The sequence below is a fragment of the Streptomyces sp. NPDC085927 genome (genome assembly GCF_044540975.1).
Taxonomy (GTDB): Bacteria; Actinomycetota; Actinomycetes; order Streptomycetales; family Streptomycetaceae; genus Streptomyces; species Streptomyces hirsutus.
On record NZ_JBITSN010000001.1, the window covers coordinates 110949 to 129327 of the forward strand.

At 65.4% G+C, this 18379-nt stretch carries 19 protein-coding genes and 3 pseudogenes; 9 read left to right on the forward strand and 13 right to left on the reverse strand.

Annotated elements, in window-relative coordinates; all coding sequences use genetic code 11:
• The first annotated feature begins 91 nt into the window (after positions 1 to 91).
• Positions 92 to 832 (forward strand): GntR family transcriptional regulator, encoded by a 741-nt coding sequence (locus ACIF80_RS00560; protein ID WP_399797548.1) that lies wholly within the window; start codon positions 92 to 94, stop codon positions 830 to 832.
• Between the two features lie 359 nt (positions 833 to 1191).
• Here ACIF80_RS00560 and ACIF80_RS00565 read toward each other — a convergent pair whose 3' ends face one another.
• The 4 genes from ACIF80_RS00565 to ACIF80_RS00580 all read right to left on the reverse strand — a co-directional run bounded on the left by ACIF80_RS00565 (position 1192) and on the right by ACIF80_RS00580 (position 5801).
• On the reverse strand, positions 1192 to 2286 hold the full coding sequence (locus ACIF80_RS00565) for a toll/interleukin-1 receptor domain-containing protein (RefSeq protein ID WP_399797551.1): 1095 nt from the start codon (positions 2284 to 2286) through the stop codon (positions 1192 to 1194).
• A 573-nt stretch (positions 2287 to 2859) separates the two neighbouring features.
• The gene (locus tag ACIF80_RS00570; RefSeq protein WP_399797554.1) at positions 2860 to 3984 is read right to left on the reverse strand and encodes an ATP-binding protein; all 1125 of its coding nucleotides are present in this window, start codon (positions 3982 to 3984) and stop codon (positions 2860 to 2862) included.
• A 246-nt stretch (positions 3985 to 4230) separates the two neighbouring features.
• Complete coding sequence (locus ACIF80_RS00575; RefSeq protein WP_399797556.1) at positions 4231 to 4980, reverse strand: transposase family protein; 750 nt, start codon at positions 4978 to 4980, stop codon at positions 4231 to 4233.
• A gap of 21 nt (positions 4981 to 5001) precedes the next feature.
• Positions 5002 to 5801, reverse strand: a protein-coding gene (locus ACIF80_RS00580) for an IS5 family transposase (RefSeq protein ID WP_399799339.1) whose coding sequence is annotated in 2 segments (ribosomal slippage) — positions 5002 to 5453 and positions 5453 to 5801 — 801 coding nt in all. Because the reading frame shifts where the segments join, the coding sequence is not laid out codon by codon here.
• A gap of 328 nt (positions 5802 to 6129) precedes the next feature.
• Between ACIF80_RS00580 and ACIF80_RS00585 the strand changes: the two genes are divergently transcribed.
• Both ACIF80_RS00585 and ACIF80_RS00590 read left to right on the forward strand, forming a co-directional pair.
• The gene (locus ACIF80_RS00585; RefSeq protein ID WP_399797559.1) at positions 6130 to 6438 is read left to right on the forward strand and encodes a hypothetical protein; all 309 of its coding nucleotides are present in this window, start codon (positions 6130 to 6132) and stop codon (positions 6436 to 6438) included.
• 632 nt (positions 6439 to 7070) lie between these two features.
• On the forward strand, positions 7071 to 7511 hold the full coding sequence (locus ACIF80_RS00590) for a DUF6650 family protein (RefSeq protein WP_399797561.1): 441 nt from the start codon (positions 7071 to 7073) through the stop codon (positions 7509 to 7511).
• A gap of 492 nt (positions 7512 to 8003) precedes the next feature.
• Here the strand turns inward: ACIF80_RS00590 and ACIF80_RS00595 are convergent, their stop codons facing one another.
• From ACIF80_RS00595 to ACIF80_RS00605, 3 genes are read right to left on the reverse strand one after another with little or no spacing between them, the layout of a single operon-like run.
• On the reverse strand, positions 8004 to 8333 hold the full coding sequence (locus tag ACIF80_RS00595) for a hypothetical protein (protein ID WP_399797564.1): 330 nt from the start codon (positions 8331 to 8333) through the stop codon (positions 8004 to 8006).
• Positions 8334 to 8337: 4 nt separating this feature from the next.
• The gene (locus ACIF80_RS00600) at positions 8338 to 8649 is read right to left on the reverse strand and encodes a hypothetical protein (protein ID WP_332011114.1); all 312 of its coding nucleotides are present in this window, start codon (positions 8647 to 8649) and stop codon (positions 8338 to 8340) included.
• Complete coding sequence (locus ACIF80_RS00605) at positions 8639 to 9175, reverse strand: bifunctional DNA primase/polymerase (RefSeq protein ID WP_399797567.1); 537 nt, start codon at positions 9173 to 9175, stop codon at positions 8639 to 8641. The genes ACIF80_RS00600 and ACIF80_RS00605 overlap by 11 nt, the downstream gene beginning before the upstream one ends.
• A gap of 427 nt (positions 9176 to 9602) precedes the next feature.
• On the opposite strand from ACIF80_RS00605, the gene ACIF80_RS00610 reads away from it, so the two are divergent.
• On the forward strand, positions 9603 to 10847 hold the full coding sequence (locus ACIF80_RS00610) for a hypothetical protein (protein WP_399799341.1): 1245 nt from the start codon (positions 9603 to 9605) through the stop codon (positions 10845 to 10847).
• Positions 10848 to 11144: 297 nt separating this feature from the next.
• Here ACIF80_RS00610 and ACIF80_RS00615 read toward each other — a convergent pair whose 3' ends face one another.
• Entirely contained in the window at positions 11145 to 12074 is a 930-nt protein-coding gene (locus ACIF80_RS00615) for a phosphotransferase family protein (protein ID WP_399797569.1), read from the reverse strand.
• A gap of 459 nt (positions 12075 to 12533) precedes the next feature.
• On the opposite strand from ACIF80_RS00615, the gene ACIF80_RS00620 reads away from it, so the two are divergent.
• A complete protein-coding gene (locus ACIF80_RS00620; protein ID WP_399797571.1) occupies positions 12534 to 13187 on the forward strand; it encodes a hypothetical protein in 654 nt (217 codons plus the stop codon).
• Positions 13188 to 13249: 62 nt separating this feature from the next.
• Here the strand turns inward: ACIF80_RS00620 and ACIF80_RS00625 are convergent.
• Together ACIF80_RS00625 and ACIF80_RS00630 are read right to left on the reverse strand one after the other, a co-directional pair.
• Positions 13250 to 14622 (reverse strand): annotated as a pseudogene (locus tag ACIF80_RS00625) (tyrosine-type recombinase/integrase).
• Positions 14619 to 14702 (reverse strand): annotated as a pseudogene (locus tag ACIF80_RS00630) (excisionase); the annotation flags it as partial. The pseudogenes ACIF80_RS00630 and ACIF80_RS00625, both read right to left, overlap by 4 nt.
• A 165-nt stretch (positions 14703 to 14867) precedes the next feature.
• Here ACIF80_RS00630 and ACIF80_RS00635 point away from each other — a divergent pair.
• Positions 14868 to 15233: a hypothetical protein gene (locus ACIF80_RS00635; RefSeq protein WP_399797574.1), complete on the forward strand. Its 366-nt coding sequence runs from the start codon at positions 14868 to 14870 to the stop codon at positions 15231 to 15233.
• 246 nt (positions 15234 to 15479) lie between these two features.
• On the opposite strand, the pseudogene ACIF80_RS00640 reads toward ACIF80_RS00635, so the two are convergent.
• Positions 15480 to 15617, reverse strand: a pseudogene (locus ACIF80_RS00640) (VapC toxin family PIN domain ribonuclease); the annotation flags it as partial.
• A gap of 155 nt (positions 15618 to 15772) precedes the next feature.
• Here ACIF80_RS00640 and ACIF80_RS00645 point away from each other — a divergent pair.
• Entirely contained in the window at positions 15773 to 16093 is a 321-nt protein-coding gene (locus tag ACIF80_RS00645) for a GYD domain-containing protein (protein ID WP_399797576.1), read from the forward strand.
• A gap of 76 nt (positions 16094 to 16169) precedes the next feature.
• Positions 16170 to 16334, forward strand: a complete 165-nt coding sequence (locus tag ACIF80_RS00650; RefSeq protein WP_399797578.1) for a hypothetical protein — start codon at positions 16170 to 16172, stop codon at positions 16332 to 16334.
• Positions 16335 to 16790: 456 nt separating this feature from the next.
• On the opposite strand, the gene ACIF80_RS00655 is transcribed toward ACIF80_RS00650, so the two are convergent.
• Together ACIF80_RS00655 and ACIF80_RS00660 are read right to left on the reverse strand one after the other, a co-directional pair.
• The gene (locus tag ACIF80_RS00655) at positions 16791 to 17309 is read right to left on the reverse strand and encodes an HAD domain-containing protein (RefSeq protein ID WP_399797581.1); all 519 of its coding nucleotides are present in this window, start codon (positions 17307 to 17309) and stop codon (positions 16791 to 16793) included.
• Positions 17310 to 17480: 171 nt separating this feature from the next.
• Positions 17481 to 17723, reverse strand: coding sequence for a hypothetical protein (locus tag ACIF80_RS00660; RefSeq protein ID WP_399797584.1), 243 nt, complete (start codon positions 17721 to 17723; stop codon positions 17481 to 17483).
• Positions 17724 to 17823: 100 nt separating this feature from the next.
• On the opposite strand from ACIF80_RS00660, the gene ACIF80_RS00665 reads away from it, so the two are divergent.
• Positions 17824 to 18357, forward strand: coding sequence for a GNAT family N-acetyltransferase (locus tag ACIF80_RS00665; protein WP_399797587.1), 534 nt, complete (start codon positions 17824 to 17826; stop codon positions 18355 to 18357).
• Positions 18358 to 18379: the final 22 nt, after the last annotated feature.

Genomic DNA, 18379 nt, shown 5'->3' on the forward strand with positions numbered 1-18379 from the left:
TCTTCGAGTGGGAGAAGCTATGTTCCGTCCGTGGTCGGCACGTTCCGCCCTCGGACAGAAGAAGCAGTGACCATGGTCGTGGAGGGCCCGCATGCCGCCGAAGAGCACGCAGCCGAAGTATCGGCAGATCGCCGACTACCTGCGCGAAGGCATCCTGGACGGCACCTTCCCCGCCGGCCAACCGCTCCCCTCCGAGGAGGCGTTGGCGAAACAGTTCGGCGTGACGCGCCCCACGGTCCGTCAGGGCCTGAGCGAACTACGGGCATCCGGTCTCGTCGAAGCCATCATGGGCCGCGGTACCTTCGCCCGCTCCCCCCACAGCCGCCCCAGCCACACGCGCCCGCGCGGCGTACGCCGCACCCCGGACGGCCGCTACATCGAGGCGGACGGCATCCGCTGGACAGACGCCGAGCCACCGGTAGCCACCCGCACCGACGCCCCGCTTGCCCTCGCGGACCTACTCCGCATCCCACCGGGCGAGCCGATGTTCACCTACGACGCGTTGCAGACCGCAGACCACGGCCGCCTCCGCCAACTCCACAGGACGTACGTCCCGTTCTCAGTACTCATCGACACCAAGTACGAAGAGGAGGCCCCACCGCCGGCACCAGAGCTCTACACCGCTCTCGCCGGCCTGGGCCACGAACTCCACTTCACGGAGTACGTCCGCACCCGTATGCCCCTGCCGGACCAGGGCCAAGCGCTGCGGCTCGCCGACGGGGTCCCGATGCTCCACGTCATCCGCGTGACCCTCACCGAGTCAGACAAGCCCCTCGCCCTGGAGGAGTTCCACCTTCCAGGCGACGAGCTGGAGCTGTCGTTCAGGCTTTAGCACACCCGAGTTGGCTCAGATTTTCTCTACGTCATCAAGGCCCGCGCACGGCGCGGGCGCGCGCCGCCTTGTCGGCGGGGCCACCGCCCTGTCTTCGCCAGCGGCGGCCCCGCCCGGCGGCGCGCTAGCGGCAGCGGGCTCGAAGTGGGAGACACCCTCTGTGGCTGGGGCGGTCGGCTCCACGGCTTTAGGCAGCCACTTTGGGGCGAGCCTCTAAGATCATGGCCCCAACGTCGTGCTTTAACGGGCAGGTCCACAGACTGCCCGACGCGCCGGAAGCTTACGGGGCCATGATCACTCGCCCCAAAGCAGCTCCCGCCCAAAGCCGCTCCGCCGGCCTAGGGATTCATCTATAGGAGTTACTGGCCCCAGCGGTCCACAATTCGAACAGCATCTTGAATCTTCGTGATGCCGATCCTGGCAGGCTTCAGGGACTTCCTTAGTGCGGAACTCATTACCTCGACTGACGTCATGTTATTGAGGAGAGTGGCCATGGACTCCACTACTTCGCGGAGATCCTCTGTTCCCTGCGACGGAGTCACAATCTTCATCAGTGCTTCTCTTTGCTCTTGGTCCTGGAATTGAGAAATCTGATCCTTGATGGAATTAATCAAGGCGTCGGCCTGCTCCACTGACTCTGCGAGCTTAACGCCTGAAGCTTGCAGGGACTCCGATGGGGATTTCAATTTTTCGGCAACTGAGATGGAAGTGACACGCATTTGCTGCGCTGACAAGCCAGGATTAAATCGGGATGTGTTGTCCTGAACAGCTTCGCTCCAAGACGTCAGGTCTGCGAGAACTTGCACGGTTTCTTGTTCGATGTGCGGGAACATTTCCTCTAGTTCCGCCACGTCGGCAAGGAAGTCCGCATCTTCGTCGGGTTCGCTACCTGGACTGTCGCCCGACCTCTCCCTGTGGGCGGGTTCAGGGGCGGCTAGCTCCGCCCTGGAGATCACGGAGATCAGTTCGTCGGCTAGCCCATTGACTGCCCTTCGCCACTCTTGTGTCCCTGGGCCAGCCAAGAAAGCTTCCTCTAGGTTCCGATACTGCAGAGACTCGATGGTCGCAACTTCCGGGATTGGATGGCCTTCCCTTATCAAGTTGGAGCCAGCGATAACGACAGGCAAGATGAGATACTGCGCCCCGATCCTCTTTGCGCTTTGATTGAAGGCGTTAAGTTCATCTCTGCATGCCGGTCGATTGAAGTACTGCATTGTGATTACCGGCATGAAGATACCGGCATTCTCTAGCTCGCCGTCAATCTGTGATCTCCAGTTATCGCCCCAGCCGATACTTTCGCGATCAAAAAAAGCGATAAGTTCATTCCCTGTCTTCATCGAGTAGAAGCCCTTCAGGTCGTCCACTAACGACTTTACGGCATCATTGAATAGATTGTTATCCGCGTGTGCGTAGCTAATGAAGAGTCTGTTTGCTTGAAAGATTTCAGTGCTCATTTTTTCATCAATCGTTTCTGCTCATTCGGGATCTAGCGGGTCAGTGCATGGACACTAGCTCAAGCGGTAGGTCGATTTTTCTGTTTTGGGGAAAGATCTTGAAGGCCCCGCCTGATGAGCAATCGAACGAAGGCGGCAGCACCCTGGTGATCGCGACCGCTCATTATTCTGGGCCGTCCCTGGGCCGTCCGAGGATGACCAACGCTGACAGACGGCACCCACGGGTGACCGCCCCCACCCCGCTCCGGCCTGGGCCACCGGAGTCGATCTGCGACGCTGGTAGCGCCATGCCTAAGCCCGGAGAACTGACAGTAGCTGGGCAGCGAAAAGCCCCCTACCAGCGCGTTTGGCGCGGATAGGGGGGTTCGGGTCACTGGGCCGTCTCTGGGCCGTTAGGCTCGTACGGGGCCGGCAGGAGCACTCGATCCACGGCTTTTCTCGTACGCTCCTAGCTCGACGGCAGGTCCACAGACTGCCCGACGCGCCGGAAGCTTACGGGGCCATGATCACTCGCCCCAAAGCAGCTCCCGCCCAAAGCCGCTCCGCCGACCTCACTAGCCAGTGCACCTACTACTAGCCGATGTGTTTACGGTGCAATATTGAACGCCCGGCGGCCAGCATGCTGTGAATGGCTGGCCCCGTAATTGGAATGGAAGCCTCGCCTCGCCGTCTGACGATCGAAATGAAAGCTCCTTCCACCTTTCCGCCGACAATCGCGCCGTGGACCAGGAACGGCTTATTTTCCTCTGCTTGCGATGGGACGAGCACGGTCAGTACCCACCCTCCATTATGCGGAGAAGCTCGGATTTTGAGCCCATCAATTGGCGGGAATACGCGACTGTCGATGACAGCCCTGTAGCGCGCAACCTGTGCCAATCTTTCGGGAATGGGGCTGCACTTGGAGATTGACTCGCCTTCTCGGTTTTTCTTGGTCCTGTAACCGATGGCGAGAATTCCCCCTGTCTCGCTATTGGCGAAGCGTGAAACATCCTGGGCAAGCTCGATCTTGTCTTTGATGCTTTCCAGGTCATAGCCCTGCGACTTCACTTCCAGCCAATCCGACTCGTCAAGTCCAACAAGTGAGTCGGGTGCACCGCCATGGCAAAGGCCCTCCACGAAATCGGGCCGTATGGGGACGCCGGGTGCCATAATTGCTGACCTAGCGAGCACTAAGGCCAAGTCACGAACGCTCGAAAGTAGACCTCTGGCGTGAGGGAGAAGGATTTCAAATTCCCATCCAGGCGGTATTTTTGGGCCGGGGTCCTCCCAGTATTTGCATTGGATGAGGCGTGCCCCTCGAATTGCAAGGTGAGGAGAAAAGGTTTCGGTTGCGTAAGATGGATCGTCTGTCTCGCAAGGAATGAAAAAAGAGGCAATAAGGTCTCCCGAGTTGTTTACGTCAATTGTGATGAACTCTGGCCAGACGTTGCCGCGCATGCAGAATGTCAAATTTCCGGTCGTACCCTCTAGTAGCTCAGCCGCCTGTTCGGGAGTGATGGTGCCTTCCCTGGGGGCTGTCGACTTGGCATCGAATGGCGGTATCTTTTTCCCTTCCAGTTTGGCAATTGCCCGCCGGAGGCCGGGGAGGTTGATTTCCTTGCAGTCTTCGTACTCGTACATGTATCCGAGGCCGCAAGGTTCGATTTCGGTACCGTCAACTCGAAGTGTTCGAGTTGATTCGTTTATTTTGATCGCCATTGCATGATTGTGGCATATCCGTCGCGCGAATGTAGTCGAATTTATGTGGCTGCTACCCCTGCCGTGGCGGAGGTAAGCAGACTCTCGAGGCCCCGGAACGCCGGAGTCGTCGGCTGAGGCGCACGCGGGTGGGTCGAGGTGCCTGCTGCTGACCGGTCATGAGTCCTGTACGGATCAAGGCTGGGCCGTCGCTGGGCCGTCCGGCGCTCCCCGAGGCCACTCGACGACGACCGACAGTGAGGGTTTTCAGCAGTGCCGCTCCAGGGTGAGGACGGCCTTGGTGATTGACGTCATGCGATTTGGGCTGCATCGGGCTCTGCGGAAGATTCGCCAGGATTTCAGGCGGGCGATTCCTCGTTCGACGGGCACGCGGGCGGCGGACAAGGCCCGGTTGACCGTCTGCTCGGTCGGGGTGAGTTCGCCCTGGGGCGGCCGGCGTTTGGGGGTGGTGACCCACTCGCCCGCGCCGATGTAGGCCATGTCGGCGAGGACGGGGACGCCCTGGCGCTCGCAGATCCTGATGATCTTGTGGGTGCGGGCGGCGGTCAGGTCGTGCGTTCGGCCGGGCAGGGCGGGTGAGAGCCACAGGGTGCGACCGGCCGGATCCGCGATGAACTGCACGTTCACCCCGTGCCGCTTGTGCTTCGTCGAATAGTCCGCGCGTCCGTCGCCGACCCGGTCGCACTCGGCGAGCGTGCCGTCCAGGAGAACGTAGTCGGGGTCTGTCTCGCGTAGGACCTTCAGCAGGCCCGGCGCTTTGTCGGCCAGGTGCTCGACGACCGTGGTGACGTAGGCGTGGGCGGTGCCGACGGAAATACGGAAACCCGCGGCGAGTTGAGCCAGGGGGTCGTGCCGGCGCAGGTATGCCAGAGCGATCACCGCACGCTCGGACGGCCGGAGTTTGCAGCGTCGGTCACCCTCACGGGTGACGATCAGCATCGTCACCCACTCCACGAGTGCGTGCGGCAGGTCGAGTGCGGTAGGATACGGGACCAACAGGGCTCCTAAGAAGTCATCTCATTTGGTGAGTCTGCGGTAGCAGATCAGGGTGCAGGCGATGCTGGTGAAGGCCAGGAAGTGGTCGGCCTTGCGCTCGTAGCGGCGGTGCAGACGGCGGCAGCCGGCGAGCCAGGCCATGGTGCGTTCGATGGTCCACCGGTGCCGTCCGAGCCGCTGCGAGGTCTCGACGCCCTTGCGGGCGATGCGGTGCCGGATGCCCCGGCGGGAGAGCCATTGCCGCAGGTGGCGGTAGTCGTAGCCCTTGTCGGCGTGGAGCTTGCCGGGCCTGCGGCGGCGTCGGCCGCGGCGGGAGCGGATCGGGGGTATGCCCTTCACCAGCGGAATCAGGGCCTGGCTGTCGTGGAGGTTGGCGCCGGAGATTCCGACGGAGATGGGCAGACCGGTCCGCTCGGTGATCAGGTGGATCTTCGACCCGTACTTGCCCCGGTCGACAGGATTCGGACCCGTCAGGTCCCCCTTTTCAGGGCCCGCATGTTCACCGAGTCGATCGCACAACGGGACCAGTCCAGCTCGCCCCGGGAGCCGAGCTCGTCGAGGACCAGGCGGTGCAGCTTGGCCCACACCCGGGCCTTGGTCCACTCGGTGAACCGGCGGTGGGCCGTGGCCCCGGAGGGCCCGAACGACGCGGCGGGCAGCTGCTGCCACGTGCACCCGGAGGTCGTCACGAACACGATCGCGGCCAGCACCTCACGGTCACCGTGCCGGCGCCGGCCGCCGCCCTGGGGCCGCGAAGGCGCCTCCGGCACCACGCGCTGGAACAGTTCCCACAACTCATCCGGCACCAGCCGCTCAACGATCCCTGCCACGGCCGACAGCCTACCGAGCCAAATGAGATGCCCTCTAAGTTGGAGAGTTGAGACCTAGACACCTCTCTCAACGGCACGGGAGCCCTGTCCGTTGCCTACGGTCCCGCCGTCACCCGTCCGGGGGCCACCCTGAAAACCCTCAGTGACAGTCGCGAGTCAGCTGTCAGCGACGAAAACCCAGGTCAGAGCCCTGCGACCGCACGGGTTTCCCCCTGGGGGTGGCGGTCGGGCAAGATGGGGTGTTTCTTCCGCCAGGTCAACTCGGGTTGGTTTTCCCAGGAAGGTCCACGGGGCCAACCGCCTTCAGTAGGCTCCGTCCATGGAGCAGCACGTTGAACTCATCAACGGCCAGTGGATTCGTACCCAGCAGATCCTCTACGGCAGCGATGCAGACCTTGCTGCGGCCGGCATCAGGACGCGCGACGTCATCTCGATGAATTGGTACCGCATCCTGGACATGGATCGCGCGCCCTCCTGTGACGTGAAGGGCTGTAACGAACAGCCTGACTATCGGGTGACCAAGCGTGTGGGGCTCTTCAAGCGACCCAAGCAGTACTTCGGTTGCTCTGAGCACCTCGACACCTGCCGCGCAGCCATGGCCTTCGGACACAGTGGCGACCCCGCCTAACCGAACGAGTTCGGGTGAGTGTCTAACTGCGTGACAACGCCGACGCACAGCGGCGGACAAGCACGGACGCCTGCGGACCATGACAGCAGGTGAGAAGCACACCAGCCCAAGGTCGAGCGCTTGCCCAAGTTGCTTCGGGACGAAGAGGTCATCGCCCAAGGTCTCGCCGCCGCGCTTCCGACAGCGCAACTTGCTCTGGTCGACGACATGGCAGCGTGGCTGAGGCCGGTGGAGGTGCGGCGAGGCACACGCGTGCGTGATCGGTCGGCGCACCCACCGTCCTGGCTGACTGTCTTCGGCTGAGCATCAGACACTCCCGGCGCAGCTCCGCTAAGGGGCGTACGAGGCGAAGGGGCCCGTGCCATTCGCGTGCCAGATCCTGTGGGGAACCACGGGGAACAGCGGGAACTCGCCCCGGGTCCGACCAGGATTCCAACACCACTCCGCCGCACGTCAGCGTCGAAACCGCCGCCAGGAAAACCGAGCTTCCCAAGCTGAGAGCGCGAGCACCCCTGCTCAGGTCGTCCTCGGGCAGATGGCCTCGCCAACTGCGTCGGCTGATGGCGATCGTATTCGTGCCACACCGACCATCCATGGCTGATAGACATGAGTCGTCAACGGGAGGGGAACCGATGGGCATCCGACCAACTTCGTTCAGCGCCTTTGGTTTCGGCGTGAACTGGGAGTTCACGAAGTCGGACAAGGACATCGCGCAGGAGGTGATGGACTTCCTGGCCGACAAACGTGTGTTGACGATCGGGTACGCGCGCCCCCAAGCCGAGGCTGCTGCCTGCCTCGCGTCTGCCGCCGAGTGCCGCGCTCGCTTGTCCGAGTACCTAGACCAGCTGAAGAAGCCGGGAGGTGACCTGCGCATCTGGCTACGCGCTATGCGTCAGGCATTCGTGGACTTCATCGAAGCTGGCGGTCTTCACGGCAGGCGCTTCGGTCCGGAGGCCTACGACGCGTTCAACGAGGCCTTGGCCCAACTGCGGAACCAGGTCCAGCAGCAGGCAGACGAGGTCTCCGGGCGTTACAAGCTCACCGGCCTCAACCTTCCTGGGGCTGAGTTGTAGTCCGCGGATTGATGACCTAGCTCGGAACGAGGCCGGCCGAAACCGCCCCGAGAGGCCCCCGGCCGCCACGTGCCACAACCGTGCCAGATGCAGGGGTCAGCAGCGGTCAACAAGGGTGGCTAGCGGGTACATCCGTGCCCGCTAGCTCGACCAGCGAAGCCGCAGGTCATCCCCCGTACGTCCCAGCCTCTCTCCTAAAGCGGGTGTCACTCAGGAGCGCACCTTCAAATCCTGGCGGCTGACGTCCTGCTGTGCAGGGCCTGATACGAGGCCCGCATCCATCCTCGAAGCAAGGTTGGTCTGCCGTTCGTCCGGGCTGCGGCGCTGGGGCGCCGGTCCCGGCCGAGCGGCAGACCAACGACGAGGGACATGCTGTCCAGTAGAAGGCCCCGCACGTTGTCCGCCTGGGAACGGCAACGCACGGGGCCGGGCCGACCGGGTGCGGGAGCATGCTCGTACCGCAGCCGGACGGGGTTTCTCGGGTTGAGGCGGTCAGGCAGCCGGAGAATTGTGGCGAGCACTCCCCGCCTCAGGCGTCAACGTCTCGGCATCCATCGGCATCTCCGCCGAGAGGCCCGACACGATCAGTTCCGCGAGCAACAGGGCCGCTTCGGGGAGGACGATGCCCAGGCGTACCAGGCCGTCGCCGGAGACGTTCACGTCTGCCGTGAGGCCGGGGAAGTCCGGCTCCAGGCCGAGGGCGGTCAGTTGTGCGGCCAGGGCGCCGGCTCCGCGGCGTGCCTGCGCCCAGCCGCGGACGTAGGGGATGCCGGGCATCAGGTTCTCGGCGCGCTTGGCGACGACTCCGCGTCGGTCGGTCATGACGTCAGTCCTCTCCTGCTCGGTATTCGGCGGCTCCTTCGCTGTTCTCCTCGAGACGCCGCAGTCCCGCAGCAAGCGCCAGCCGCAGCAGTTCCGCCAGGCGTTCCGCGGTGGCCGGCGAGACCCGGCCCAGTTCGACCAGGCCATGGCCGAATGCGTTCAGGTCGGCCCGTAGGTAGGGGAAGTCCTTCTCCAGACCAGCACGAACCAGAGCGTCCCGGAGGGCGGTAGTGGCGTTGCGCGCGGCGTACCAGTCGTCGCTCTCCAGGGGCGACCACGTGGCCGCGTCGCGCCGGTGGGTGGTGTCATCCCGCATCGATCGGAGTCCCTCCGAAGAAGGGAGCCGCGAGGGCAGCCGCGGACGGGTAGCGCTCGCTGTACCGGTCCACACGAGCGAGCAGTTCGGTGGAGGCGACCAGCAGGGTGGCCAGAGCGACCGGGCGCAGCGGGTTGGCGATGGGACGCCGGGCCGGCGCCCGGAGCCACTGGTAGCGGTCACCGCTCAAGGGCATGGGTCCCGGAACGACGACCACCGACCCGCGGCTCAGGTAGCGGAACGTGGGTGGAGTCCCCTCTTCCTGGGCGAGGTAGTGAGCGAAGGATTCCTGACTCCGCGAGCCGAGGAAGAAGCCCACTCGTTGGGCCTTGTGGTCCAGTGCCACCGGGCCGAAGGGCAGACCTTGGCGCAAGAGTTGATCGAAGGTCTCCATTCCGAGCCGCTGTTCGACCGTCACCACGTCGAAGAAGCGGCCGGCCGGCAGGGCGTACGGTGCGCGGGGGTCGTCCGCCCAGACCGCCCGGCATGCGGCCGGGTCGTCCGCCGCCGCGGAAAGCCATTCCATGCCCCTCGTGGTCATCCTCTGCACGGCATCTCACCTCGGTCAGACTCGGTCGCGGCCTCGATGCCGCCCTGTGTCCAGACTCAAGGCCAGCCCCCTGGCCTGGGCAGATGACGAGAGGTGACGGGGGATGACACGTCACGCCTGTGCGTGTCATCCCCCGTCATGAGTCAACCGCTCCCGATCTCCGGTTACTTGCAGCGGTCGGCGCTGAACCGCGCGTACATTCGGAGGTGGGGCGCGGAGTCATGGGTCCCAGCGGTCACATCAGTGCACGCGCGGGGAAGGAAGGGCCACGTCTTCCATGCAATCGACCGGCGTTCGTTTACGGGAGGTCCGGACGGACCGGGGCTGGAGTCAGCCGCGGTTGGTGCGCGAACTGCGTCAGGTCGCGGCTCGACGCGGGCACCAGCTCCCGGCAGATGCCAGCGTGAAACGACGCATCGCCAGTTGGGAGAACGGACACAGCGTTCCGGACGACTTCTACGGTCCGCTCCTCTGCGAGGTGTTCGGGCTGAGTGCCGTAGAACTCGGGTTGAACCACGAGAGCGGGCGGGATGCGTCGCTCATGGATGTCAGCTATCCGGCGAGTCCTGATGATGCGATCGAAGCAGTCGGTCGGCTGTGGCGTGCCGATCTCAACCGGTACGAACCCCTTCTGCAGGCCGAGCCGTCCGAGCCCGCCTGGAACGAAGCGTCTCTCCGGTGGCTGGTGGCGCCCGAGCCGGCGATCCCACGGCAGCGCCAGGCTGGTACGCGCGTCGGTCTCGGGGACGTGGCCGCCATCAAGACCACCGCGGACATGTTCGCCGAGTTGGACGACCGTTTCGGCGGCGACCATGCGAGGCATGCGGCCATCCAGTACCTCAGTACCGAAGTGACGCCGGTCCTGCACGGGAAGTACACCGAGCAGGTCGGCCGTGCCCTGTTCTCCACCGTGGCGGAAGCGACGCTCCTCGCCGGTTGGATGTCGTACGACGCCTGCCGCCACGGCTTGGCGCAGCGGTACTTCCTCCAGGCTCTGCGGCTGGCCCAGGACGCCAACGACCGCCGGCTCGCAGGAAGCATCCTGTCGGCCATGAGCCATCAGGCGACGTTCCTCGGTCGCTACACGCAGGCCGCCACGCTCGCCCGCGCCGCACTCATGGGGATCTCTCCCGTGGCCACGCCGACGCTACGCGCCCAGTTCCACGCCATGGAGGCCCGCGCTCTTGCCCGGACCGGCGACGTCCGGGCCTGCGAGGCCGCCTTGACCGCGGCCACGAAAGCGTTGGAGAGCCGGAACACGGACGACGAGCCGGAGTGGATCAGCTACTTCGACGAAGCCGAGCTTGCCGCCGAGGCCGCCCACTGCTTCCGCGACGTCAACAGTGCCCGCCAGGCCGTCGCCCACGCCGAGAACGCCATGAGCGGTAGCCATGTGCGGAGCGACTTCTTCGCGACCATGGTCCTCGCCGACGCCCACCTACGAGCCGGGGACATCGAAGAGGCGTGCCGCGTGGCCCTCGATGCACTTGACCTGGGGGAACAGCTCAAGTCGGCCCGGTGCGTCAGCTATCTCGCCGAGTTCGGGCAGAACCTCTCCCGGGTGGGAAACACCGCCGCCCAGGACTTCCGCGAGCGAGCGGCGGAGCACCGGCTGTGGCAGGCGGCGGACAGAGTGTCCAGCGTCTGAAGAGGCACTGGACAGCGGGCAGGCAGTCACCCGGACACAGGACTACGCCTTGCACGTCTGGCAGTGCTTGAGCCCCTGTGCTTCCGCGTCCTCCCGGGACATCTGCTCAATCCCTCCGAACGTCTCCGGCTTGCCGTTCAGAGCAGGGCAGGAAGTGTCGGTGTGGTACCTGTTGCGATGGATACCGATCCGTACGTGCACTTCGTTCATGGGAGATCCGTTCTGCTCGCGTGAGTTCATGTCACCGTCGATGCGGTCGACTTCGTCAACGAGCGCGAGTGGCCACGGCAACGACTCTCAGAAGGGCCGCCAGTCCTTCCGGCTTCCGCCCGTCCGCAGAGCGCGCAAGCGCCGGCCGAACTCATCCGCGGAGCGCTCACTGGTAGCGACCTGGTGGCCGATCCAGGCGACCATCATCAGCTCTCGCAGGTCGGCCAAGGTCTCGTATCCGGGCCAGTTCATCAGGTCGAAGCCGTACCGGTGGACGAACTCCGCGTACTCCGCCTTCGAGTGCCAGCCGTAGCGGTCGTAGTAGAGCGCCGTCAGGATCAGGTCCCACTCGCGTGGGGCGAGGGCGAAGCCGTCCAGGTCGATGAAGACCGCGTGGCCGTTCCGGTGGCGGAGGACGTTCCCGATGTTGGCGTCTCCGTGGATCATCCCGAAGGGGAGGACGAAGTCCAGGCGGTCGTAATCCTTGGCGAGCCCGGCCGCCCGAGCTTCCAGGAACTCCCGGTCCTCCCCCGCGATGGCGTCCAGTCCTTCGAGGGACGCCGTCAGTTTGGCCAGCGGATCGAAGTACGGCAGGCCGAGGGACTCCGGCTCTTCGAGCCAGTGGAGGCGGCACAGCAGGTCGGCCAGTTCGCCGACGGTGGCGTACTCCTCGTTCTCCTGGACGCTCTCCCAGAAGGTCACCACCAGGCCGCCGACGACGAGCGGCTGAGCAACCCGCGCCGGCACGCGCGTGGCCGGGAAGTGCTCCGTCTCCAGCCACCGTGCCACCTTCACCGCCCGGTCCATCTCGGCGCGAACCGACGGATCACGTGCGATACGCACGATGACGGGTGACGAGGGCAGGCGGTACACCGCGTTCGACCCCAGGCGCAGCAACTCGGCCCCGCTGGAGTCGAGTCCGGCCGACGAACAGGCCTCTCGAAGGACGGGGGCCAGAGCCTCCGCGGTGAACTCCGCGCCGTTGCCGTCCGCTCCCCCGCCGCTGCCCGAGATCATGCTTCGACGATACGGCCCGGACCCACCGCCCGACAGGCCGCCCGCGTAATAGGGACGTGATGATCTTGCTCAGGCTTCTGCCGCAAGGAGGCTCCGTCGCAGTTCAGGGCACCAATCGCCTCTCACTCTCACCCGGGCTCCGGAGCCGTGTGCGCAGGTTCGAATCCTGCCGGGGGCACTTCGTATGAGGTGCCCAAAGACCCCGTCACCAGCGGAAACGCTGAGGCCGGGGTCTTCGCGTATGTACAGGCGTATGTCGCCCGGAGCGGCCGTATGTCGGGGTCTGTGGACGAGGCATGGACGGGATCTTGGGGCATCGCCGCAGGTGGTGACCCTCGTGGGAGCCGAGCAGAGCCACCCCTCGTTATCGTCGTCCTGGCCTACATCTGCACCGCGGGTGGGTATGAGGCCGGCGAAGGATGAGCTGTCGTCGCCACCAGTCGCCGGACGGGCAGACGAATGGACGAGTTGGGGGATCTCGTGGATGTGACCACGCTTACCGTCGCGCTCATCGGCGTCGTAGGAACGCTGGGCGGAACACTGGGCGGGGCAGCGCTCAGCCAGCGCGCGAGCCGAGAGCAGAACGAGCGTGCCGATCGTCAGCGGACGGAAGACCGCCAAGACCAAGCACAGCAAGCCAGACGTGAGCTCTATGCCCGCCTGAACACCACGGCTCGCGCTTACCGGGTCGCCGCCCGAGACGCGATCCGGGCAGCCGAACGCGGCGAAGATGTCGAGCCGACAATTCTCGACGCCGCTAAAGAGGCCTGGTCAGAGGAATATTCTCAGGCACAAATGGCTCTGCCCAAGGATGTTCTCGAAACCGCCTCGACCCTTAACAGGGCGCTCGGAGTCGGGTACTCCGTGGTCAAGCAGTTGCCGAGCAGCCCCAACCTGGACGAGGCATACAGTCGTGCGAAGGCGTGGTTCAGTGGCCCGCTCTCCGACGGCGTGTACTTGCTGCGGGTCACCTTGCGACATGACCTCGGCGTCGAGGTCGAGCCCGACTTCGAACGAACCCGCATCCAGATGCTCGCTGCGCTCGACAGCGAGCGGAGAAACCTTGAACGCCTGCTCTCCTCCGAACAGGCCCAGGCCGCCAGGCCTGCTTAGCGCCCCGCGCAGACGACGAGGCCCCTGGGGGCACCAGGGGCCTCGGACACGGTCAAGGGCAGTCACTCGTACTCGCGCAAGAGGTCCTCGATACGCCGGTTGGTGACGTCCTGCCGTCCGTCGAGGCACTTCGCGTACCGGGTCAGCAGGGCCTCAACACTGTTGCCGGCACGCTCGGCCACCTCGGTCGGGTCGACACCCGCGTTGAGCCACGTCGACAGTGCCGAGTGCCGGAGGTCATACGGGCGGCTCGCGAGCGGCGAGGCAGCGACGGCAGGCGGAAGCGCAAGTAGCCGGGCCTCCTGCCACACGCGGTAGTACGTCGAGGACGGGACGACCGAGCCCTTCTCACTGAAGAACAGCCGCCCGTCGTCGGCAGTGCCGAAGGTGGCCAGGTGCTCTCGGAGCACGGCGACGAGGTGGGGCGGGATCGGCACCCGCCTCACGTCCTCGGTCGGTCGGTTCTTCAGCCCGCGGTCGTCGTGGGTCTCCCCCGAGTCGGTCCACTGCTTGCCGACGGACGGACGGGTCCGGTGGAGCAGCGCCGAGCCTCAACCTGCTCGGGAAGGTTCAGGTCCGTCTCGGCAAGGCCGACCGCTTCAGCCGGCCGGAGGCCACCGAAGTACATGGCGGCGAACAGACCCACGAGGCGCCGACCACGGGCACGCCGATACCCGCCCACGTAGGAAACCGCCGCCAGGAGGTTCCGCGCCTGCTCCGGGTTGGCGACGACCCGCGGATCGACCTGGTTGGACACCTTCGGCTTCTGCCAGCGGACAGCCGTGATGGGGTTCTCTCGCAGCTCTCCCAAGTCGACGGCGTAATTCGCGGCGTTGACGAGCGTCCGACGCTTACGCCGCACGGTTTCCGCCGCTGCCGCCGTGTCGTCGAGCTTGAGCTTCAGCGAGTCGAGGACCGCGCGGGCCGTGGCGGGTTCAGCGAGATCGGCGAGCGGCCGGGACACCTTGGACACCCAGTGGAGAACGTTTCGCACGTCGTCCGGGACTTCCCGGTCATCGGGTCCCGGCAGCACAAAGGCCCAGTTGCGCAGTGCTTCGCGGATCGCCTCGTCAGACGGCCGTCCGGCGCGCTCGTCGAGGAGTTCCAGCGTCACGCTGGTGAGGGCTTCGTTGATGCCGTCCCGTGTGTTGGGTGCGGCATGGGGCCACTTCATGGCGAGGTATCTGAGAGCGAAGGCGTACCACGACACGGCCGACTTCTTTTCTTCCATCGAGGCCGGAAGGCCTGACTTCGTGTCGAATTCCTCGCCGTCGCGCATCGCGCGCATGAGCTTTGTGCGGTAGTGGTCGGCAAGCGCCTTGGTGCGGAAAGACTCCGAAAAGACGTTGTCCGCAACAGTCCAGCGGACCCCGTACGAGGACGTCTTGGTGTCCCGCTTGCGAACGCCCCAGACCTTTACGTCGAGAGACTTCACGCCGCCGCCTCCAACTGTCGCAACCACGTGGTGAAGTCGCTCCGCCACACCCGAAGTTCTCCGTTAGGCAGTTTGAAGGCAGGCAACGCCGAGCGGTCCTCGGACGGAATCCGTGGCCGTTCGTGGACAGGATCTTGGAACGTCGGCCCTGTTCGGTGCCCTTGTTCACCAGGGCGGGCGACAGCGTCGGCTCTGGCGTAAATGCGGAACCGTCTGCTCCCTCGGGCCTGGGGCACGAGATGCTCATGACACTTGCGCGCGCATTTCCCGATGATCCCACCGGATGGTGGATCTTCCTGGGCACCTTCGTTCTCTACGTGGTCGCCCGCTGGTTCTTCGCCTGGCGGCAGGCCCGGCGCGAGGGCGACGGCCACCCCGTGCGCGCCGCGTTCGCCGAGGAGGATGATCCCGGCACGGCAGTGGGGGGCGGGTTCCGCTCCTACCGCCAGTTCTTCGGCTTCGTCGGCAGCGCCGTCGCAGTAGTCCTGGTCGCCGCGCTGACAGAGGGCCGACTCCGCCTCGTGCTGTTGTGGATCATTATTCCGCTGCTGGTCATTGCGCTGTCGTACCTCGACTTCCGTCAGGCCCGAAAAGCGCGCTCAAGAGCTTGACAGGGGCAAGGATCAACACGGGACGCCGCCCAGCCCCACTCGTACTCGCGCAACGTTTCCTCGATAAGTGGCTGAGCGAGAGCGCCGGACCCTCCGTCACACCGCAAGCGCACCAGAACCGGCGAGGGAGACCGGGGAATCATGGTGAACGCATCCGAGCGCCAGGAGGCCACACTTCGGCCGTTGGCCCAGGTCAACCCCGAACCGGCCCCGCATGATCGCAGCTTCCCAAGCTGAGAGCGCGAGTTCGAGTTCAGCCAGCAGGAGCAGGGACATGATCAGGAGACCGGCCGTCATGATCGCCTCATTAGCCGCCCCGTGATCCGGGTGCGTCCAGTCGAGAGCGGCCAGAAGGCCGGACGTGCCCGCGACAACGACGATCACGCGGCAGTTCCGGAGTCCGCCTCCACGGTCTCCCGCCATCGGGGGGAAAGAGGCTCGGGTTCCAACGAGTGAATTTAGCCGTCCGCGAGTAGCGGCCGATGTGACAGCGGGAAGTCCCTTGCACACCCGACAAGCGATGGGCAGGAAGCCTCCCTATGCCGAAGTTCCTCATTCAAGCCACCTACACACCCGAGGGCACCAAGGGGCTGCTCAGGGAAGGTGCGAGCGGCCGTCGCGCCGCTGTCGACCAGGTCGTCACCGGCCTCGGCGGGCAGGTCGAGGCCATGTACTTCGCCTTTGGGGAAGACGACATCGTGCTCATCGTCGACTTCCCCGACCCGGTCTCCATGGCCGCCGTCAGCCTCACCGTCAAGGCCAGCGGAGCCCTCCACACCCGGGCCACCCCTCTCCTCACCCTCGACGAGATCGATGAGGCCGCCCGCCGGCAGGTCACCTTTCGCGCCCCCGGCACGTGAACCCCGGGGGCGGGGGCACATCTGGTCTTCGTAGCTGAACACCCCTGAAGCCGACCGCGCATCCAAGACCCTGGCCATGAGCGCTGACAGTGCACTCGACCTCCATGGCCCGACGACTCGCGCGATGCTCGCCCCGCACCACAGCCGCACCGGATCGAGCGGGGAACAGCAGGGAATCACGGTGGCAGCAAGCGATGCCGACGAGGCCGCAGCTCAGCGATTTTCCCAGGTCAGCGTCTGATCCGGTCGCAAGTGCTCGCAGCTTCCCAAGCTGAGAGCGTCGCTCCGAGTCTGAGCCCACGCGTGGTCTCTCCACGTGCCACCTTCTGTGGGATGATCACGCTGCGCGGGAAGGGGTCGGTGCATGCCTCAGGGCCGGGAGCGATCCCTCGTTGAAAGCCCCGGTTGGATGGTGCTGTGCCTCGTCTGGTCTGGGTGGTCGGCCGTCAGTACAGCTAGTCCGCTGTGGGTTCGCCTTGGGTGGCTGGTGTTCTTCGTTGCCCTTGGTGCGCTCCTGCTGCGTCATGTGGTCAGACACCGCCGGAGACGCAAGTCCCGCCCCTCCTGACATCCACGACTGACATCAACGTCGTCGTACAGCGGCGGATCGAACGGGTCTTCAGCGGGTCGGAGAGCAGCCTCTGTTCATTGTTCCGGCGGATCGCTGGGAGTCGGTATCGAACTCCTGATGCGGTGTTCATCTCGGCGCAACGGTGCGGAGCCAATCGGCGAGCGCGGAGAAGTCCGCGTCCACGAGGCCTCTGGCCGGTTCCACACGATGGAGGAGCGACGGCCCAGGATGTCGGGCAGTGACCCAGAGACGGTCCATGGGGCTGATCTCGTCGTCGACCCAAATGAACGGCCGGCCGTCCGCCCACTCGACAAGGGGACGGGTCTTCCAGTGCAGGCCGTGCGGACCTTCCTCGGCACAGCTGTCCGGCCACTCCACCACGGGCAGCTTCGGCAGTCCGATGCGTGGGGCAACAGCCTCGTTCGCCTCCTCCATCCAGGTCGTGGCCCATACGAGACGGCAGCCCAAGGTCATGAGACGCTCCCCGATCCCGGGGTCGAGCCGCTTCAGCAGTGGGTTCCCCTGGTCGACAGGCGTCGAGGCGTCGGCAAGAGCGGCCTGTGGGTGGCCGGACGACGACCCGAACGGGATGAGTGGGCCGTCGACGTCGAGGAAGAGGAGGGGGCGCTCCGCTGCGCGTGTCACGGCGGCACGATAGCCCGGCGCGGCAGGGAAGCGGCGCCCCGGGCCGGGCGCCTGTAGGCCGCGCGAGGGCGTCCGAGGTCGATCAGGTCATGCCCGAATGCGTTCGAGTCGGCCCGTAGGTAAAGGCCGGCCCGTAACCTGCGTGGCCGTTGGGGCGGTGGTGGATGTGGGTCAGGTGATCTCACGAGGATCCAACGAACTTGGAGATGAGCCCCGATTTGGGTGGAGGTACCGCACCATCACCTGCCCGTGCCGTCGCAGGGCTGAGCGACTGACCGAGATCTCCTCCTGGAGTTCCCGGCGGAGCTCGTCGGTCCAGCCCTCCTCGATGTCGCACTGCCGCAAGGGTTGCTTGAGTGCGGCCACCGCTTCGTCGAGCAGGGTGAGCAGGTCCATGGTCCCTCCGACTTCCACGGGGTATGTGTTCTTCGCGGCAGGAGAAGAGCCGGGGCGCTGTCCGCGCAGGTGAAAGTGGGTTGCCGGCTGGGAAGTCGCGTGGGTAGCGTCGCCGTCCATGACTCCTGCCCTGCGCACCGAGCGGCTGCTCCTGGAGCCGTACGTACCCGAGGACGAAGAGGGCTTCGTCGCGCTGTTCCAGGACACGAGGGTGTCGCGGTGGATGGGGGACGGTCCTGCTTCCGAGGCGGCGGACCGGGCGTTGTTCGGGCGGATCTTCACGGAAGTCTATGCACGGGATCTGTTCGATGTCTGGGCCGTTCGTCGTGACGGGCTCCTGGTCGGGCATGCCGAGATCAAGCCGACGGACGCCGTCGCGGGCCACGAGATCATCTACGCTCTGACGCCCTCGGCATGGGGGTCCGGTCTGGGGACCGAGGTGGCGGAGGCGGTCGTCGCCCATGGCTTCGACACCCTCGGACTGACCGAGGTGCATGCCACCGTGGCCGCGCCGAACGAGTCCTCCCTGATGCTGCTGGACAGGATCGGTTTCGAGCATGTCCGGGACATCGAAGAGGAGGACGGCAGCACCACTCGCGTGCTGGCCCGCCGTCGTACCGCGACGGCCGGCAAGTCGCCCTCGGTCCGGTAGGGGCGAGCAGGCACCCGGATCG

Coding starts and splice junctions, on each gene's coding strand:
- ACIF80_RS00560 (WP_399797548.1), top strand. CDS start 92: ATGCCGCCGAAGAGCACGCAGCCGAAGTATCGGCAGATCGCCGACTAC.
- ACIF80_RS00565 (WP_399797551.1), bottom strand. CDS start 2,286: ATGAGCACTGAAATCTTTCAAGCAAACAGACTCTTCATTAGCTACGCA.
- ACIF80_RS00570 (WP_399797554.1), bottom strand. CDS start 3,984: ATGGCGATCAAAATAAACGAATCAACTCGAACACTTCGAGTTGACGGT.
- ACIF80_RS00585 (WP_399797559.1), top strand. CDS start 6,130: ATGGAGCAGCACGTTGAACTCATCAACGGCCAGTGGATTCGTACCCAG.
- ACIF80_RS00590 (WP_399797561.1), top strand. CDS start 7,071: ATGGGCATCCGACCAACTTCGTTCAGCGCCTTTGGTTTCGGCGTGAAC.
- ACIF80_RS00595 (WP_399797564.1), bottom strand. CDS start 8,333: ATGACCGACCGACGCGGAGTCGTCGCCAAGCGCGCCGAGAACCTGATG.
- ACIF80_RS00600 (WP_332011114.1), bottom strand. CDS start 8,649: ATGCGGGATGACACCACCCACCGGCGCGACGCGGCCACGTGGTCGCCC.
- ACIF80_RS00605 (WP_399797567.1), bottom strand. CDS start 9,175: ATGGAATGGCTTTCCGCGGCGGCGGACGACCCGGCCGCATGCCGGGCG.
- ACIF80_RS00615 (WP_399797569.1), bottom strand. CDS start 12,074: ATGATCTCGGGCAGCGGCGGGGGAGCGGACGGCAACGGCGCGGAGTTC.
- ACIF80_RS00620 (WP_399797571.1), top strand. CDS start 12,534: ATGGACGAGTTGGGGGATCTCGTGGATGTGACCACGCTTACCGTCGCG.
- ACIF80_RS00635 (WP_399797574.1), top strand. CDS start 14,868: ATGACACTTGCGCGCGCATTTCCCGATGATCCCACCGGATGGTGGATC.
- ACIF80_RS00645 (WP_399797576.1), top strand. CDS start 15,773: ATGCCGAAGTTCCTCATTCAAGCCACCTACACACCCGAGGGCACCAAG.
- ACIF80_RS00650 (WP_399797578.1), top strand. CDS start 16,170: ATGAGCGCTGACAGTGCACTCGACCTCCATGGCCCGACGACTCGCGCG.
- ACIF80_RS00665 (WP_399797587.1), top strand. CDS start 17,824: ATGACTCCTGCCCTGCGCACCGAGCGGCTGCTCCTGGAGCCGTACGTA.